This is a genomic window from Bradyrhizobium sp. STM 3562 (genome assembly GCF_045571435.1).
Classification (GTDB): Bacteria; Pseudomonadota; Alphaproteobacteria; order Rhizobiales; family Xanthobacteraceae; genus Bradyrhizobium.
The window spans coordinates 307,639-323,902 of record NZ_CP120694.1 but is presented as its reverse complement, the minus strand read 5'-3'; the positions used below and the strand labels follow the sequence as shown (position 1 = coordinate 323,902).

The following is a 16,264-nucleotide window of genomic DNA, read 5'->3' as shown; positions in this document are numbered from 1 at the left end:
TTGCAATTTCGTTTTGGAGATTCCCTCGAATCGCCGGGCATGATTCTGTGGTCGCAGCGGAGGGGACCGATGCGACCGAAAAAGTCGGAACCGGCAGCGGAAGGCGATCTGTTTCGCGCCAGGCTGGATCAGATCATCAATCTGAAGCACGAGCTGGTGCAGCTCGGCGCCAAGATCGACTGGGATTGGATCGATCGCGAGATCGCACCGCTCTACAGCGACAAGGGCCGGCCGGGCGTGGCGAGCCGCTTCCTGATCGGGCTGCTGCTGCTCAAGCACATCTACGGCTTGTCCGACGAAGGCGTCTGCGAGCGCTGGGTCTACGACCCGTATTTCCAGCACTTCACCGGCTTTGAATTTTTCCAGCATGAGTTCCCGCACGAGCGTTCCGGCCTCAGCCATTGGCGCAAGCGGCTTGGTAGCAAACTGGAGCTGTTGCTGGCCGAGAGCCTGAGGGTAGCGCATGAGACTGGCGCGTTGCGGACGCGCGATCTGAAGCGGGTGACGGTGGACACCACCGTTCAGCCCAAGGCCATCACCTTCCCGACCGACGCCAAGCTCGTCCATGCGGCGATCAAGGGCCTCAATCGGCTGGCACGCGCGCACGGCGTGCGGCTGCGGCAGTCCTATCTGCGTATCGCCAAGCGGGCGGCGATGATGGCCGGGCGCTATGCCCACGCCAAGCAGTTCAAGCGCCATCGTCGGCAGTTGCGCAGCTTGCGAACCTGGCTCGGCCGGCTTATCCGCGACATCCGCCGTAAGATCGGAGGTCAGTCGGAGCTTGAGGCTGCCTTCGAGCAGGCGCTTTTGCGCGCCGCGCAAATCCGCTCCCAGGAGCAGCGCCAGCGTGGCTGGAAGCTCTATTCCTTCCACGCGCCCGAGGTCGAATGCATCGGCAAGGGCAAGGCCTCGGCGCCTTATGAGTTCGGCGTCAAAGCCTCGATCGTGACCACTAACGCCCGCGCTCCGGGCGGCCAGTTTGTGCTGCACGCCCAGGCGCTGCCGGGCAACCCATATGACGGCCACACGCTCGGTGACGTCATCGAGGCCACCGAGAAGCTCACCGGTTGCGCGATCGAGCGCGGCTATGTCGACAAGGGCTATCGCGGCCACAAAACCGAAAACCCGCGCCGCGTCTTCATCTCCGGCCAGAAGCGGGGCGTCTTCGGCGCAATCAAACGCGAACTCAAGCGCCGCTCAGCCATCGAGCCCGTGATCGGACACATGAAGACCGACGGTCAACTCGGCCGCTGCTATCTCAAGGGCCGCGAGGGCGATGCGGCCAACGTCATCCTCTCTGCCGTCGGCCACAATCTCCGCCTCGTCCTCGCCTGGCTTAGCCTTCTGCTACGCTTGATCTTGAACGCCTTGATGCGACTGCTCGCCGCCCCAACCGCGCTCAATTGGGCTTCTTAACGGACGACACATTAGTTCCCGCTGAACGAATTATAGCCCTGGTCTTCCCAGTAGCCGCCCTTGTACTCGTTGGTGACCTCCATCGAGATCACATATTTCGGGTTCTTGAAGCCGAGCTTCGTCGGCACCCTGATCTTCATCGGAAAACCATAGGCGCGCGGCAAAATCTCGTCGGCGAATTTGAACGTCATCTGGGTCTGCGGATGCAGCGCGCTCGCCATGTCGAGCGGTGAGTTGTAGCCGTCCTTGTCGGCACATTGGAACCAGACATATCTGGCGCGGGTGTCCGCGCCGATCAGCCCCAGAAAATCGCGCAGCGGCGTGCCGGTCCAGCTCCCGATCGCGCTCCAGCCTTCGACGCAGACGTGGCGCGTGATCTGTTTGACTTGCGGGAGCTTGTAGAGCTCATCGAGGGTCCAGGATTTCTTGTTGTCGACGAGACCGCGTACCTCCAGCTTCCAGTCCTCGCCGTCGATCTCGGGCGCATCGTCGAGATCGTAATAGCCGTTGAACGGAAACGGCTTGGTGATCGCGCTTTCGGGAAAGGTCGGCGCAAGCGTGTTCGGATTGAAGATCCAGGACTGCACGGCGTCATTGAACTTGGAGACCTGCGCCAGCATCTGCTCTGCGGAGTCGCTATCGAGCACGTCGCAACCGGTGAGAAGCGTCAGCGCGCCCAGGCTCGCGCCGGTCGCGATGAAGCGGCGGCGCGTGAGGTCGGGCATCATCTTGACTGCGTCCTTGATCAAGAGGCGCTTGTCGACGCCGGGGATCAGAAATGAGCGTTTGCGTGCCATTGAATGCTTCCCTCCGATCAGCGTCCGATGATCATCGCGCGCAGGCTTTTCGGCACCAGGATCGCCAGCGCGACATGGACGATCAGGAACAGGCAGATCAGCGACATGCAGACGAAGTGCACATAGCGCGCCACGTCATAGCCGCCGAACAGCGCGGTGAGATAATGGAACTGCACCGGCTTCCAGATCGACAGGCCCGAGAGCACGATGACCACGCCGACGACGATGATCCCGGCATAGAGCAGCCTCTGCACGTAATTGTAGGTCGAGAGATCATCATGGGCGAGCTTGAAAGTCAGCGCCGCCTTCAAGTCGGCGAACACGCCATTAGGCGTGATCGGCAGCAGTTTCTTGCGGAAGCGGCCGGTGGCAAGACCCACGATGAGATAGGCGAGGCCATTGATCATCAACAGCCACATTGCCGCGAAGTGCCACAGCAGCGCGCCCGCGAGCCAGCCCCCGAGCGTGATGCTGCGCGAGAAGGTGAAGCCAAACAGCGGCGAGGCGTTGTAGATCTGCCAGCCCGACATGATCATCAGGATCATTGCGAGCGCATTGATCCAATGCATGACCCGCACCCAGGCCGGCTGGATGACTTTCGCCGGCTCGCGGGTCACATGATCCTCTGTCGCTGCAAGGCTCGACATGGCGGCTCCGTTTTCAATCCGTATGGGTAATTATACGCCCGGAAGGGACATTTCGTTACTGAACACCACGCCATGGAATTAATGCCTTTCGGCTATCCGCCTTCACAAAAAAGCGAGCCGGGTTTGCCCGGCTCGCCCTTCGCGCATCCGGTCGGGGAACGAAGCGGAGCTCAGATCGAAATGGCCGCTCCTTAAGGATGACGGTCTAGCGCGGCACCCGCATCGGTTTTAGGTCGCCGGCATCAGCACGGCGTCGACCACATGGATGACGCCGTTCGACTGGTTGACGTTGGAGATCGTAACCATCGAGGAGTCGCCCTTGGCATCGATGATCCAGATCTTGCCGCCGTCTTTCTTCACGGTGAGTTCCTCGCCCTCGACACTCCTGAGCTTCTTGCCGTTCGGTGAGGTCGGAGGCTTCGAGCTTGCCCGGCACCACATGGTAGGTAAGGATCTTGGTCAAGGCCGCCTTGTTCTCGGGCTTGACCAGATTGTCCACAGTGCCGGAGGGCAGCTTGCCGAAGGCGGCATTGGTCGGAGCAAACACCGTGAACGGCCCCTTGCCCTCCAGCGTGGAGACCAGGCCTGCGGCCTTCACCGCCGCCACCAGCGTGGTGTGGTCTTTCGACTTGACCGCGTTCTGGATGATGTTCCTGGATGGGTACATCGCGGCCCCGCCGACCATGACGGTCTTCTCCTCGGCGCGCAGCGGCGCGATGAGATTGGCGGTGAGCGCCAGCGCACTGAAGGCGGCGGCGGACAGCAAGGCAATACGCTTGGACATGAAGAATCTCCCGAATTGAGGAGCCGGCATCCGCCGGCGATGAACTGCGACGACGGGGCTTCGCTTTGGAGCTTGCGTTGTCGTCGCGGCGAACTACGGGAGGTCTTTCGATGCGGTTTCGAGAAAAACTTCTTTGTGATTCCTGAAACTATTTGCAGGGGAGATCGTGTTGCCAACTCCGCCTGCTGACAAGCTCCACGCGAGCCGGGATTCTTTTACCCTCTCCCCTTGTGGGAGAGGGTGGAAGAGGTCAATCCCTGTTCGACGGCGTCTGGATGAAGCCGCGGTTCCAGGTCGGGCTGATCAGGATTTCGTTGATGCAGACGCGGGGCGGGAGACCGGCGACGAAGGCGATGGTGCGGCCGAGATCTTCCGGTTGCAGCATCCTGGCCTGCTCCTCTTCGCTCGGCACCACAGGCCGCAATTTGAGGATCGGGGTCGCGACTTCGCCGGGCATCAGACAGCAGGCACGCAGGCCGTTGACGCATTCATCCATGTTGAAGGAATGGGTCAGCGCCAGCACAGCATGTTTGGTCGTGGTGTAGGCCGGGCCCGGCATTTTCGAGACATGGCGGCCGGCCCATGAGGAGACATTGATGATCAGGCCATCCTTCTGGGCCCGCATCGCGGGCAAGACCGCGCGCATGCAATAGAGCACGCCGTTGAGGTTGATCTCGACGAGCTTGTTCCAGCCGTCCAGTTCCATATCGGCCCAGCGTCGCTTGGGCAGGTTGATACCGGCGCTGTTAACCAAAAGATCGATGCGGCCATGCCTGGCCAGGATCTGCTCGGCCGTCTTCTCGACATCGGCGGCGACGCTGACGTCGAGCGCCACCGCCTCGGCCGCGCCACCGGTGTTCTCTATCTTCTCAACCACCGTATCGAGGGCGTCCCTGCGGCGCCCCGAAACCACAACCGTCCAGCCGTCCGCGGCCAGCGCCTCCGCGCCCGCCTCTCCGATGCCGCTGCCGCCGCCGGTGATCCAGGCCACACGTTTCCCGCCGTTTGTCATGCAAACCGTCTCCGTTGCTTTTTGAAGGGCGTTTTTGCTAATCCAGCCCCAACTCAAGATCATGATCCGATTAGACGGAATCGGATCATGATCTCATCCCTTTGTTTTGAGCATGATCTTTCCGGAAAGGCGGTTTCCGCTTTTCCGGATCATGGTCTAGAGGCCGTGCCCCACGGAATGTTGCATGAACACAACCGCCAACGCCAACCTGTTTTCCCGCCTGTTCGACCGACTTGACGACCCCAACCGGCTCGCAATCGAGACCCTCGACGGCGAGCGCATCACCTACGGCGACCTGATCGCGCGAGCCGGCCAATTCGCCAATGTCCTGGTCTCCCGCGGCGTCAAGCCGGGTGACCGCGTGGCGGCGCAGATCGAGAAATCGGTGGCGAACCTTGTGCTCTATCTCGCCACCGTGCGGGCCGGCGCGGTCTATCTGCCGCTCAACACCGCCTATACGCTCAACGAGCTCGACTATTTCATCACCGACGCCGAACCGTCGCTGGTCGTCTGCGATCCCGCCAAGGCCGAAGGCATCGCGACGATCGCCGCCAAGGTGAAAGCGAAGGTCGATACGCTGGACGCCCACGGCAAGGGCTCGCTGACGGACGCGGCGGCCAAGGCAAGCCCGACCTTCGAAACCGTCGCCCGCGGCAATGACGATCTTGCGGCGATCCTCTACACCTCGGGCACGACCGGCCGTTCCAAGGGCGCGATGCTCAGCCACGACAATCTTGCCTCGAACTCGCTGACCCTGGTCGATTACTGGCGCTTTACCGACAAGGACGTCCTGATCCACGCGCTGCCGATCTATCATACCCATGGCCTGTTCGTGGCGAGCAACGTCACCCTGTTCGCCCGCGCCTCGATGATTTTCCTGCCGAAATTCGATCCCGACGCGATCATCAAATTGATGGCGCGCGCGACCGCGCTGATGGGCGTGCCGACCTTCTATACCCGGCTTCTGCAGAACCCGGCGCTATCGCGCGAGGCCACCAGGCACATGCGGCTGTTCGTCTCCGGCTCGGCGCCGCTCTTGGCCGACACCCATCGCGAATGGTCGGCCCGCACCGGCCACGCCGTGCTCGAACGCTACGGCATGACCGAAACCAACATGAACACCTCGAACCCCTATGACGGCGAGCGCGTGCCCGGCGCGGTCGGCTTCCCGCTGCCCGGGGTTTCGTTGCGCGTCGCCGACCCTGAAACGGGCAAGGTGCTGCCGCCCGAGACCATCGGCATGATCGAGGTAAAGGGCCCGAATGTGTTCAAGGGCTATTGGCGGATGCCGGAGAAGACGAAATCCGAGTTTCGCGAGGATGGCTTCTTCATCACCGGCGATCTCGGCAAGATCGACGACAAGGGCTATGTGCACATCGTCGGCCGCGGCAAGGACCTCGTGATATCAGGCGGCTTCAACGTCTATCCCAAGGAAATCGAAAGCGAGATCGACGCCATGCCGGGCGTGGTGGAATCCGCCGTCATCGGCGTGCCGCATGCCGATTTCGGCGAGGGCGTCACCGCGGTGGTGGTACGCCATGCCGGCGCGAACGTGGATGAGGCGACCGTGCTGAAGGGCCTCGAAGGGCGATTGGCAAAATTCAAGATGCCCAAGCGCGTGTTCGTCGTCGACGAACTGCCGCGCAACACCATGGGCAAGGTGCAGAAGAACATTTTGCGCGATACGTATAAGGATATTTATACGAAGGCTTAGGAGGCGCCGCGATGGCGGCGGACTCGATATGAACCGAGAGCAGGCCGCCGAAATCCACGAATATTTGCTCGATGCCGCCTATGCGATCGACGAGGCGAGAGCCGCGATCTTGGCTCTGGACCAGCATGATCGCGGCGAGTTCACCGCCGCGCTCGAAACTGTGGTGACCGCGCTGCATTCCGAACTGCTTCGCGGCATCTACGACAGATTTCCGGATCTGATTCCGTTTAGGGAATTTCCCGCCATCACCAGCGCGCTCCGCTGGGACCAGGTTCGCATCCCGCCTTCGGTCTCGGAGGCCGATATCGATTCCATTCTCTTCTCAGTCATGGAATGGCAATGGCGGAAGATGGCCCTGGTCGTCGGCATGGCATACGGACGATGCAAGGAACTCGGCTTGCCGATCAGTGACGAGGTCTTGGCCGCCCGCATCCAGGTGCTGGTCAAGTCTGAGCGTCTCGAGGCCCAGGGCGACCTTCGCAGATGGCGGCACAGCGAGGTGCGCCTGAAGGGGTGAAGCAAGCCGATCAAGTGGTCCCGGCCAAGCGACGCGCGAGCCGGGACGACGGCTCAACGATTGCCCCCGCTTCACACGCCAAGCGATCATTGGCCGGAGGCGAGACTCACCACAAACCGGCTGCCGACAATGAGCAGGTAGCAGCCGAAGGCGGCCTCCAGCATCCGCTTTGACAGCGCGTGCGCGGCCCGCACGCCGAGGGGGGCGGTGAACAGGCTCATCGGCATCACCAAGAGCGCGCCGATCAGGGAAATGTAGCCCAGCGCGAACGGAAGCTGCAGCGCCATCACGTCCGGATAGCGCGCCGCCGCCGGCCAGCCGGCATAGACATAGCCGATGGCACCGGGGATCGAGATCAGCACAGCGAGCGCCGAGGACGTTGCGACCGCCTGATGGATCGGGCGGCTGTAGAACGTCATCAGCAGATTGGAGAACAGTCCCCCGCCGATCCCCATCAGGGTGGAGAGGATGCCGACGAGAAAGCCGTACACCTGCATCAGCAGCCCCTTCGGCAAGTCGTCGCCGAACTTCCAGGCCTCGCGTGCGAAAAGCAGCCGCGCCGCGGCGGAATAGGCGACCGCGACAAAGACGATCTTGAACAGCCGCTCCGGCGCATAGCGCGCAGTCACGCTGCCAGCCACGACGCCGATCAGGATCGGCAGCCACCATCGCTTGACGATTGTCATGTCGACTGCGCCGCGCTTGTAATGAGCGCGAAACGAGCGGATCGAGGTCGGGATGATCACCGCCAGCGAGGTGCCGACGCAGAGCGGCATCCGCACTTCCAGCGGCACGCCGGCAAGCCGGAAGCACTCGTAAAACACCGGGACCAGGATGGCGCCGCCGCCGATGCCGAACAGCCCCGCCAGGAAGCCGGACAATCCGCCCACCACGATCAGCAAGGCTGCAAGCTCGATCACTTCCGAAACATCAAGGCCGGCCACGGCTCCTCCAATCTTCGAAGTTTGATGGCACCATAGACTGTTGTCGAAAGCGGGAGTATCAGCGCGATCCGGCAAGATGCCTTGCGAGAAGCGGAAGGATCCGGGACATGGACCAGTTCGCAGCCATGGCAACCTTTGTGCGGGTGGTCGAGGCCGGGAGCCTGTCCGCCGCCGCCCGCTCGCTGCCGAGTTCATTAACCTCTGTCAGCCGCCAGCTTTCCGCGCTCGAACGCCATTTCGGCACGCAGCTCGTCGCCCGCAGCACGCGCCGGCTCGCCCTGACCGAGCAGGGGCGCCTGCTTTACGACAGGGCCAAGGCGATCCTTACCGAGCTCAAGCAGGTCGAGTTGGCGCTGTCGGCCGGCAGCGAGGTGCCGTCCGGGCGGCTTCGCGTCAGTGCCCCGACGCTGATCGGACGGCTGTTGATCGCACCGAGGCTGGCCGAGTTCTCGCGGTGCTATCCTTCGCTGGCGGTCGACCTGCAGCTCGTCGACCGCGCCGTTAACCTGATCGAGGAAGACATCCACGTCGCGCTGCACGTCGGGCATTTGCCGGACTCGCAGCTCACGACGCGAAAGCTGGCCGACATCCGGATGGTTGTCTGCGCCGCGCCGTCCTATCTGCAGCGGCGTGGCGTGCCCCAAACGCCCGAGGATCTCGGCCGCCATGATTGCCTGGTGTTTTCCGACACCCCAGGCGCCGGCCTCTGGCGCTTCAGGATGCAGGCAAGCGTGGAATGCAAAATTCCAATAGCTGCCAAGCTCTGGATTAATAGCCTCGACGCGCTGGTGCTGGCCGCGCAAGACGGCGCTGGAATCGTGCGGGTGCCGTTCTGGCAGGTTCGGCACGAGCTGGAGCAGGGCCGCCTGCAGCGCGTCCTGCAGGAACACGAGCCCTCGCCGGCGCCGCTCCACCTGTTGTTTGAATCGTCCCGCTTCGCCTCGCCAAAGACCCGCATATTCGCGGATTTTCTGGTTGCGCAATGGCGCGCATCAGACCCGTTCGGGGCGCGAGGCTAACGCGCCTTCTAAGTAGTAAACGGCGATTCGTATCTTCAACACCGCACGGCTGGTCTGGTATACCAAGCCCGATTTTTCAGCGATTTTGACGTCCCATAACGATGAACGTAGATTCGCTTTGCGGGCATTTGGCCGTTGCACTGGCTCAGTCAACTCCGTAAATAGGGCCCGTCTTCCGCGATATTAAAGGCGCGCCGTCGCGGGCCCGCAAACGCCTCGAAAGCCGCTCAACGCAGCCCAAAGCAGCGAGAAAATGACCGCCAGGATCGAACGACCGCTCTCGCCTCACATCCAGACTTATCGATGGACGCTGACGATGATCATGTCCATCGTCCATCGCGCCACCGGCATTGCGCTTTACGTGGGTACCCTGTTGCTGGTGTGGTGGCTGGTCGCTGCCGCCTCCGGCCCCACCGCTTACGCCAATGTGCAGGCGTTCACCTCGAGCTTCATCGGCCGTGTGATCGTGTTCGGTTACACTTGGGCGCTGATGCACCACCTCTTGAGTGGCGTCAGGCACTTCGTCTGGGACCTCGGCTACGGCTTCAAGGCGAATGAGCGCGAGACCTTGACCTGGGGCGCCCTCATCGGCGGCATTTCCCTGACCGTGCTGTTGTGGATCATTGCTTACGCGATCGGAGGCGGCCGATGAGCTATACGGAATCCCACGGCGCGCCCCGCGCCTCGACCTCGATGCGCACCCCGCTCGGCCGCGTCCGCAATCTCGGGGCCGCCCATTCCGGCACGACCGATTTCTGGCGCCAGCGCCTCACCGGCGTGGCCATGACGCTCTTGATGATCCCGGGCATCGTGGTGGTGATGATGGTGCTCGGCCGCAACCAGGCAGGTGCCGCGCAGGTGTTAGGCTCGCCCTGGGTTGCGCTGATCCTCCTGCTCTTCATTGTCGCTTCGACCTGGCACATGAAAATCGGCATGCAGGTCGTGCTGGAAGATTACGTGCACAATGAGAAGCTCAAGCTCGCCGCCATCATGGCGAACAATTTCTTCTCGTTTGCGGTGGCGCTGGCATCGATCTACGCCATCTTCAAATTGTCATCGGGAGTATAAGCCATGGCCGCTGAGGGCAACGGCAAGGCCGCAAACGGCGGCAGCGCTCCGGCTACGAACGGAAAATCCTACCCAATCGAAGATCACACCTACGACGTCGTCGTGGTCGGCGCCGGCGGCGCCGGCTTGCGCGCCGTGGTCGGCTGCAGCGAGGCGGGCCTGCGCACGGCCTGCATCACCAAGGTGTTTCCGACCCGCTCGCATACGGTGGCCGCGCAGGGCGGCATTTCCGCCTCGCTCGGCAACATGCACCCCGACGATTGGCGCTGGCATATGTACGACACCGTGAAGGGGTCGGACTGGCTCGGCGACCAGGATGCCATCGAATACATGGTGCGCAACGCGCCGGAAGCCGTCTACGAACTCGAACATTGGGGCGTGCCGTTCTCGCGCACCGCGGACGGCAAGATCTATCAGCGCCCGTTCGGCGGCATGACCATCGACTATGGCAAGGGCCAGGCGCAGCGCACCTGCGCCGCCGCCGACCGCACCGGCCACGCCATGCTGCACACCATGTACGGCCAGGCGCTGCGCCATTCCGCGGAGTTCTTCATCGAGTTCTTCGCCATCGACCTGATCATGGACGACCAGGGCGCCTGCCGCGGCGTGATCGCGCTCAAGCTCGATGACGGCACGATCCATCGCTTCCGCGCCCAAACCACCATTCTCGCGACCGGCGGCTACGGCCGCGCCTATGCGTCCTGCACCTCCGCGCACACCTGCACCGGCGATGGCGGCGGCATGGCGCTGCGCGCCGGCCTGCCGCTGCAGGACATGGAGTTCGTGCAGTTCCATCCCACCGGGATCTACGGCGCCGGCTGTCTCGTCACCGAAGGTGCCCGCGGTGAGGGCGGTTATCTGGTCAATTCGGAAGGCGAGCGCTTCATGGAGCGCTATGCGCCCTCCGCGAAGGACCTCGCCTCGCGCGACGTGGTGTCGCGCGCCATGACCATCGAGATCCGCGAGGGCCGCGGGGTGGGCAAGAAGAAGGACCACATCTACCTGCACCTCGACCATCTCGATCCCAAGGTGCTGGCCGAGCGGCTGCCCGGCATTTCCGAATCGGCGCGGATCTTCGCCAATGTCGACGTCACCCGCGAGCCGATCCCGATCGTGCCGACGGTGCATTACAACATGGGCGGCATCCCCACGAACTTTCACGCGGAGGTGCTGACCAAGAGGAACGGCGACGACAATGCGGTGGTGCCGGGCCTGATGGCGATCGGCGAGGCGGCCTGCGTCTCGGTGCATGGCGCCAATCGCCTGGGCTCCAACTCGCTGATCGACCTGGTCGTGTTCGGCCGCGCCGCGGCCCTGCGGCTTGCAGAGAAGCTGACGCCAAACGGCAAGCAGCCGGATCTGCCGGCGAACTCGGCCGAGATGGCGCTCGGCCGCCTCGATCATTTCCGCAACGCGTCCGGCGGCACGCCGACGGCAAAACTGCGCGAAAGCATGCAGCACGTGATGCAGAACAATTGCGCGGTGTTCCGCACCGGCGAGGTGCTGCATGAGGGCCAGAACCTGATCCACAAGGTGCACAGTGGGATTTCCGACATCTCCGTGTCCGACCGGTCGCTGATCTGGAATTCCGACCTGGTCGAGACGCTGGAGTTCGACAATCTGATCGTGCAGGCGGTGGTGACGATGGAATCCGCCGCCAACCGCACCGAGAGCCGCGGCGCGCATGCGCGCGAGGATTTTGCCGAGCGCGACGACAAGAACTGGATGAAGCATACGCTGGCGTGGATCGACGAGAGCGGCAAGACCACGATCGATTATCGCCCGGTGCACAACTACACCATGACCAACGACGTGCAGTACATCCCGCCGAAGGCGCGCGTTTACTAACACACACTATCATGCGCGGGCTCGACCCGCGCATCCATCCTGGAAGAATGATGGATTGCCGGATATCTTGGGTGAAGACGCGCTTCGCGCTTGTGCCCGGCAATGAGGAGAAGGGCAAAAGGCAAAGCAAATGGTTGAATTCGCGCTTCCGAGGAATTCCAAGATCACCGGCGGCAAGACCTGGCCGAAACCGGCCGGCGCCGCCAACACGCGCGAGTTCAAGATCTATCGCTGGAATCCGGACGACGGCAAAAACCCGCGGATCGACACCTATTACGTCAATACCGACGATTGCGGCCCGATGGTGCTCGACGGCCTGATCTGGATCAAGAACCATATCGACCCGTCACTGACCTTCCGCCGCTCCTGCCGTGAGGGCGTGTGCGGTTCCTGCGCGATGAATATCGATGGTCAGAACACGCTGGCCTGTACCAAATCGATGCACGACGTCAAAGACGGCGCGGTGAAGGTCAATCCGCTGCCGCATCAGCCCGTGGTGAAGGATCTTGTCCCCGACCTCACCAATTTCTATGCGCAATATGCCTCGATCGAGCCGTGGCTGAAGACCTCTTCGCCGACGCCGCAGAAGGAATGGCGGCAGAGCCACGAGGACCGCGAAAAGCTCGACGGGCTGTATGAGTGCATCCTCTGCGCCTGCTGCTCGACCTCGTGCCCGAGCTATTGGTGGAACAGCGAGCGCTTCCTGGGACCCGCGGCACTCTTGCAGGCGACGCGCTGGGTCAACGACTCCCGCGACGAGGCCACCGGCGAGCGGCTGGACAATCTTGAGGATCCATTCCGGCTCTATCGCTGCCACACCATCATGAACTGCGCCAAGGCCTGCCCGAAGGGCCTCAACCCCTCGGAAGCCATCGCCGAGCTCAAGCTGAAGCTGGTCGAACGGCAGGTCTGATCGTCAGCCCGTCACGTTCTGCTCTCTCGTCCCGCATCCGCGGGGCGAGAGAGGCTGCATTTTGCGGATGGCGCCAATTCCGCCACGACGGCATTGTTGAAATCACCTGCGAACGGGGTTCGCTCCACGACCGCAGGAGACTTCGATGATCGACCATCTCGGCTTTCCGGTTTCCGACTATGCGCGCGCCAAGGCCTTTTACACTGCGGCGCTGGCGCCGCTCGGCTACAGCCTCATCATGGAAGTGACGCAAGAAGACCGGCCCGGTGAATCCGCCGCGGGCTTTGGCGCCAATGGCAAGCCCGATTTCTGGATTGGCGGCGAGGGCGCCCTGAACAAGCCGGTGCATGTCGCAATCGCAGCGAAAGATCGCGCGACGGTCGATGCCTTCTACAAGGCCGCGCTCGCGGCCGGTGGGCGCGACAATGGCGCACCCGGCATCCGCGCGCATTATCATCCGGATTATTACGGCGCCTTCGTGCTCGATCCCGACGGTCACAACATCGAAGCGGTGTGTCACGCGCCGGAATGAGCGTTCCGCTGCGGAAGCGGAACATCGCTGTCGTCGCGCCGTTATCGCTTCCAAATCGAAGGGAGCGAACATGGCCAACAATAATGTCGGCGATATCGACCGCGCCTGGGAACTGATGAAGAAGATCGGCTACGCGATGCTGGTCACGCATGACGGCGACAAGCTGCGCGCGCGCCCGATGACCGCCTATGTCGAGCGCGACGAGGACGCCATCTACTTTCTCGCCGATGCGCGGCAGCATAAGGACGAGGAGATCGCACGCGCGCCCGCGGTCAACCTCTCCTTTGCCGACACCGGCAGCCAGAAGTACGTCTCGGTCAGCGGTACCGCGGCGGTGTTCAATGATCGCAACAAGATCAGGGAGCTGTTTTCGACGCCTGCGCGCGCCTGGTGGAAGGATGCCGATGATCCCAATATTCGCGTGCTGAAGATCAGACCCGAGCAGGCCGAGTTCTGGGATTCCCCGGGCAAGCTGGTCGCCTACACCAAAATGGCTGCCGCGCTCGTCAGCGGCACGCGGCCGGAGATCGGCGGCAACAGCAAGGTGGCGCTGTAAAATGGGGATCGAGCCTCCAGAGGTCCCGCCGCCGACGCCTGGTCATCCGACCGTGCCGCCGCCGGAGAACCCGCCCGGCAATCCCAATCCCGAAAGGCCGCCGCCGTTGCGCGAGCCCGGCGAACCGCCTCGGCCGGACGAATTGCCGCCAGGGCGACCGGACGAAGTGCCGGTGCGCGGACCGAATGGACCGCGCACGCCCAATCCCGCGACCGATGTGCAGATCGATAGACCGGCTGTACCTGGGCCGGATCTCGATCATGGGGCGTCCGACATCCCGCGGGGGAAAATCTGAGCCGCCGTTTGAATCGCGCGGCTGAATGCGCCATGAATTGGTTCCACTCGGGGCCTGCTTTTTTCAAAAATATATCCGAGTCCATCCGCAAGACCCGCCACATTGCGGCCTAACCCGTATTTGTTGATCGCCGCGCTTTTCACTCGAGCCATTCCGGGGAACTTCCAACAGATGACAAGACTTCGTCTCGTGCTGCTTGCCACGACCGCCATGACGGCGATGCAGTTTGCAAGCTTTGCAACGCATGCCGAGAACGCGCCGCAGGTCGTGGCGCAGGCACAACAGGGAGAAGTCGGCCCCGACGGCAAACCGAAGCAGCCGCCGAAGGAGGCTCCGAAACAGCCCCCAGGACCGCCGAAGGGCGCACCGCCCGCGGCTCAGCCGCACCCCGCACCGCCCCCAGCCGCTCCGGCTCCGCATCCTCCCGCGCCGCCGCCTGGTGCCGCACCTGGGCATCCCACGCCGCCGCCTCCGCCCGCGGCTGCGCCGCCTGCACGACCAACTCCTCCGGCTCCGCCACCGCCCGCGCATCCGACCCCGCCGGCGCCGCCGCCGGCAGCGCGCCCCGCTCCGCCACCCCCTCCGGCGGCTGCGCCACCGCCTGCCGCGCCCAAGCAGCCGAGCCCGCCACCCGCGCCGCCGCAGCACGCACCGGCCCCGCCCCCACCACCGCCGGCCGCGGCACCGGCGCCGCACGCTTCCCCGAGCCCGGCACCGGTCCAACCGCATGCGGCGCCGAGCCCAACGCCAGCTCCTGGGACGGCTCCGACGCATCCGCCCGCAGCGGGCACCACCCCTCCGCCTCCGCCCGCAGGCGTCGTGCGCCCAAATGCTGCCCAGCCTGCAACGCCGCCGGCACCATCGCCCACGCCGGGAGCTCCGCCGCCAGGCGGCCGCGCGGGCACGGCACCGACCATCGCGCCCACCGCACCGGCACCTCAGGCCGGGGGCCCGGCTCCGGCTGCGCGTCCTGCCCCGGCGCCCGGCACCGCAGCACCTGCCCCTGGCGCCCCGCAGCCGGCAGCGGGCGCGCCCGCTAACCAACCCACCAACCAGAGCGCCGCGCCGTCGGGCGCCGCGCCGATGGCCGTGCGCCGTCCGCCGCCGCAGGTGGCCGCGCCCCTGCCGCCGCCTCCGCAGCCACAGTCAAAGCTGACCCCGCTGCCGGCCAACCCGGCCGCGGTGCAAGGGCCGCGGCGGCTCGAGGACTTCCGCAATGAACGGCGCGAAGTTCAGGAAGGCGGGCGCACTGTCATCACCGAGCCGGGCCGCGTCATCATCCGCGACCCCAGCGGCGAAGCGTTCGTTCGCCACGACGAGATGGAGCGTTTCCGCTTCGGCGCGCGCGACATCGAGACCCAGCGCGTAGGCAACGAGACCCGCACCATCGTGGTCCGCCCCGACGGCACGCAGATCATCACCGTGCTCGCTCCTGATGGCTCGATGCTGCGACGAATCCGCCGCGACCCGATGGGCCGCGAGGTCATCATCATCGACAACAGCTATCGCGATCCGCGCGCGGTCGGCGGCTTCTATGTGGACCTGCCTCCGCCGGTCGTCCGCATTCCCTACGATCGCTACATTGTCGATGCCGCCGATGCGCCGCCGGATTTGATTTACGAGACGATGGAGGCGCCGCCGGTGGACCGCATCGATCGGCGCTACACCCTCGACGAGATCCGCTACAGCCCGAACGTGCGCATGCTGATGCCGAGCATCGACGTCAACACCATCAACTTCGACCTCGGTTCGTGGGAGATTTCCCCGGACCAGGCGGCGAAGCTGCAGGTGATCGCCGACGGCCTCAACCGCGCCATCCAGCGCAACCCGCGCGAGGTGTTCCTGATCGAGGGCCACACGGATGCGACCGGCAACGACACCGACAATCTGTCGCTGTCGGACCGCCGCGCCGAAGCCGCCGCCGAGCTGCTGACCCAGCAATTCGGCGTGCCCGCGGAAAACCTGACCTCGCAGGGTTACGGCTCGCAATATCTGAAGGAGCAGACCGATGGGCCGAGCCGGGTCAACCGGCGGGTCACCATCCGCCGCATCACGCCGTTGCTCAACGGCGGCACCGCATCGCTGCCGCCGCCCCCACCGGGGGTCGCGCCGCCGCGGTAGCGCTGTGGCAAGAGGCGAAAATGAAAATGGCCGGGAGCAATCCCGGCCATTTTTGTTTCTTGGTCGTCGAAAGCCAAGACC

General features: G+C 64.0%; 16 protein-coding genes and 1 pseudogene. 12 read left to right on the top strand and 5 right to left on the bottom strand.

Translation table 11 applies throughout. From position 1 onward, the window contains the following. The first annotated feature begins 69 nt into the window (after positions 1 to 69). Positions 70 to 1,416: an IS5 family transposase gene (locus tag P6U23_RS01530; RefSeq protein ID WP_407177868.1), complete on the top strand. Its 1,347-nt coding sequence runs from the start codon at positions 70 to 72 to the stop codon at positions 1,414 to 1,416. A gap of 11 nt (positions 1,417 to 1,427) precedes the next feature. Here the strand turns inward: P6U23_RS01530 and P6U23_RS01525 are convergent, their stop codons facing one another. The 4 genes and pseudogenes from P6U23_RS01525 to P6U23_RS01510 all read right to left on the bottom strand — a co-directional run bounded on the left by P6U23_RS01525 (position 1,428) and on the right by P6U23_RS01510 (position 4,656). Then, on the bottom strand, positions 1,428 to 2,213 hold the full coding sequence (locus P6U23_RS01525; protein ID WP_407177867.1) for a molybdopterin-binding protein: 786 nt from the start codon (positions 2,211 to 2,213) through the stop codon (positions 1,428 to 1,430). Between the two features lie 17 nt (positions 2,214 to 2,230). Beyond that, a complete protein-coding gene (locus tag P6U23_RS01520; RefSeq protein WP_407177866.1) occupies positions 2,231 to 2,860 on the bottom strand; it encodes a cytochrome b/b6 domain-containing protein in 630 nt (209 codons plus the stop codon). Between the two features lie 228 nt (positions 2,861 to 3,088). Further along, a pseudogene (locus P6U23_RS01515) lies at positions 3,089 to 3,644 on the bottom strand (fasciclin domain-containing protein). Between the two features lie 250 nt (positions 3,645 to 3,894). After that, complete coding sequence (locus P6U23_RS01510) at positions 3,895 to 4,656, bottom strand: SDR family oxidoreductase (protein ID WP_407177865.1); 762 nt, start codon at positions 4,654 to 4,656, stop codon at positions 3,895 to 3,897. A gap of 184 nt (positions 4,657 to 4,840) precedes the next feature. Between P6U23_RS01510 and P6U23_RS01505 the strand changes: the two genes are divergently transcribed. Together P6U23_RS01505 and P6U23_RS01500 are read left to right on the top strand one after the other, a co-directional pair. Then, a complete protein-coding gene (locus tag P6U23_RS01505) occupies positions 4,841 to 6,370 on the top strand; it encodes a malonate--CoA ligase (RefSeq protein WP_407177864.1) in 1,530 nt (509 codons plus the stop codon). A gap of 28 nt (positions 6,371 to 6,398) precedes the next feature. Continuing rightward, entirely contained in the window at positions 6,399 to 6,887 is a 489-nt protein-coding gene (locus P6U23_RS01500) for a DUF3658 domain-containing protein (protein ID WP_407177863.1), read from the top strand. An 86-nt stretch (positions 6,888 to 6,973) separates the two neighbouring features. Here the strand turns inward: P6U23_RS01500 and P6U23_RS01495 are convergent, their stop codons facing one another. Beyond that, positions 6,974 to 7,831 (bottom strand): sulfite exporter TauE/SafE family protein, encoded by an 858-nt coding sequence (locus tag P6U23_RS01495; RefSeq protein WP_407177862.1) that lies wholly within the window; start codon positions 7,829 to 7,831, stop codon positions 6,974 to 6,976. Between the two features lie 137 nt (positions 7,832 to 7,968). Between P6U23_RS01495 and P6U23_RS01490 the strand changes: the two genes are divergently transcribed. The 9 genes from P6U23_RS01490 (at position 7,969) to P6U23_RS01450 (ending at position 16,183) form a co-directional block, all read left to right on the top strand. Then, the gene (locus tag P6U23_RS01490; RefSeq protein ID WP_407177861.1) at positions 7,969 to 8,850 is read left to right on the top strand and encodes a LysR family transcriptional regulator; all 882 of its coding nucleotides are present in this window, start codon (positions 7,969 to 7,971) and stop codon (positions 8,848 to 8,850) included. Positions 8,851 to 9,103: 253 nt separating this feature from the next. Then, positions 9,104 to 9,502 carry a succinate dehydrogenase, cytochrome b556 subunit gene (sdhC, locus tag P6U23_RS01485; protein WP_407177860.1) on the top strand — a complete coding sequence of 133 codons (399 nt, stop codon included), beginning with the start codon at positions 9,104 to 9,106 and terminating at the stop codon, positions 9,500 to 9,502. Beyond that, a complete protein-coding gene (sdhD, locus tag P6U23_RS01480) occupies positions 9,499 to 9,918 on the top strand; it encodes a succinate dehydrogenase, hydrophobic membrane anchor protein (RefSeq protein ID WP_407177859.1) in 420 nt (139 codons plus the stop codon). Before sdhC ends, sdhD begins: the two co-directional genes overlap by 4 nt. 3 nt (positions 9,919 to 9,921) lie before the next feature. After that, positions 9,922 to 11,766 carry a succinate dehydrogenase flavoprotein subunit gene (sdhA, locus tag P6U23_RS01475; protein WP_407177858.1) on the top strand — a complete coding sequence of 615 codons (1,845 nt, stop codon included), beginning with the start codon at positions 9,922 to 9,924 and terminating at the stop codon, positions 11,764 to 11,766. 130 nt (positions 11,767 to 11,896) lie between these two features. After that, positions 11,897 to 12,679 carry a succinate dehydrogenase iron-sulfur subunit gene (locus P6U23_RS01470; protein WP_407177857.1) on the top strand — a complete coding sequence of 261 codons (783 nt, stop codon included), beginning with the start codon at positions 11,897 to 11,899 and terminating at the stop codon, positions 12,677 to 12,679. Positions 12,680 to 12,824: 145 nt separating this feature from the next. Next, positions 12,825 to 13,211, top strand: a complete 387-nt coding sequence (locus tag P6U23_RS01465; RefSeq protein WP_407177856.1) for a VOC family protein — start codon at positions 12,825 to 12,827, stop codon at positions 13,209 to 13,211. Between the two features lie 70 nt (positions 13,212 to 13,281). Next, the gene (locus tag P6U23_RS01460; protein WP_407177855.1) at positions 13,282 to 13,767 is read left to right on the top strand and encodes a pyridoxamine 5'-phosphate oxidase family protein; all 486 of its coding nucleotides are present in this window, start codon (positions 13,282 to 13,284) and stop codon (positions 13,765 to 13,767) included. Position 13,768: 1 nt separating this feature from the next. Then, positions 13,769 to 14,062 carry a hypothetical protein gene (locus P6U23_RS01455; protein ID WP_407177854.1) on the top strand — a complete coding sequence of 98 codons (294 nt, stop codon included), beginning with the start codon at positions 13,769 to 13,771 and terminating at the stop codon, positions 14,060 to 14,062. Positions 14,063 to 14,233: 171 nt separating this feature from the next. Beyond that, the gene (locus P6U23_RS01450) at positions 14,234 to 16,183 is read left to right on the top strand and encodes an OmpA family protein (RefSeq protein WP_407177853.1); all 1,950 of its coding nucleotides are present in this window, start codon (positions 14,234 to 14,236) and stop codon (positions 16,181 to 16,183) included. Positions 16,184 to 16,264: the final 81 nt, after the last annotated feature.

Bases quoted from the DNA above. Each gene is read 5' to 3' on its own strand.
- P6U23_RS01530 (WP_407177868.1), top strand. From the start codon at position 70: ATGCGACCGAAAAAGTCGGAACCGGCAGCGGAAGGCGATCTGTTTCGC.
- P6U23_RS01525 (WP_407177867.1), bottom strand. From the start codon at position 2,213: ATGGCACGCAAACGCTCATTTCTGATCCCCGGCGTCGACAAGCGCCTC.
- P6U23_RS01520 (WP_407177866.1), bottom strand. From the start codon at position 2,860: ATGTCGAGCCTTGCAGCGACAGAGGATCATGTGACCCGCGAGCCGGCG.
- P6U23_RS01510 (WP_407177865.1), bottom strand. From the start codon at position 4,656: ATGACAAACGGCGGGAAACGTGTGGCCTGGATCACCGGCGGCGGCAGC.
- P6U23_RS01505 (WP_407177864.1), top strand. From the start codon at position 4,841: ATGAACACAACCGCCAACGCCAACCTGTTTTCCCGCCTGTTCGACCGA.
- P6U23_RS01500 (WP_407177863.1), top strand. From the start codon at position 6,399: ATGAACCGAGAGCAGGCCGCCGAAATCCACGAATATTTGCTCGATGCC.
- sdhC (WP_407177860.1), top strand. From the start codon at position 9,104: ATGACCGCCAGGATCGAACGACCGCTCTCGCCTCACATCCAGACTTAT.
- sdhD (WP_407177859.1), top strand. From the start codon at position 9,499: ATGAGCTATACGGAATCCCACGGCGCGCCCCGCGCCTCGACCTCGATG.
- sdhA (WP_407177858.1), top strand. From the start codon at position 9,922: ATGGCCGCTGAGGGCAACGGCAAGGCCGCAAACGGCGGCAGCGCTCCG.
- P6U23_RS01470 (WP_407177857.1), top strand. From the start codon at position 11,897: ATGGTTGAATTCGCGCTTCCGAGGAATTCCAAGATCACCGGCGGCAAG.
- P6U23_RS01465 (WP_407177856.1), top strand. From the start codon at position 12,825: ATGATCGACCATCTCGGCTTTCCGGTTTCCGACTATGCGCGCGCCAAG.
- P6U23_RS01460 (WP_407177855.1), top strand. From the start codon at position 13,282: ATGGCCAACAATAATGTCGGCGATATCGACCGCGCCTGGGAACTGATG.
- P6U23_RS01455 (WP_407177854.1), top strand. From the start codon at position 13,769: ATGGGGATCGAGCCTCCAGAGGTCCCGCCGCCGACGCCTGGTCATCCG.
- P6U23_RS01450 (WP_407177853.1), top strand. From the start codon at position 14,234: ATGACAAGACTTCGTCTCGTGCTGCTTGCCACGACCGCCATGACGGCG.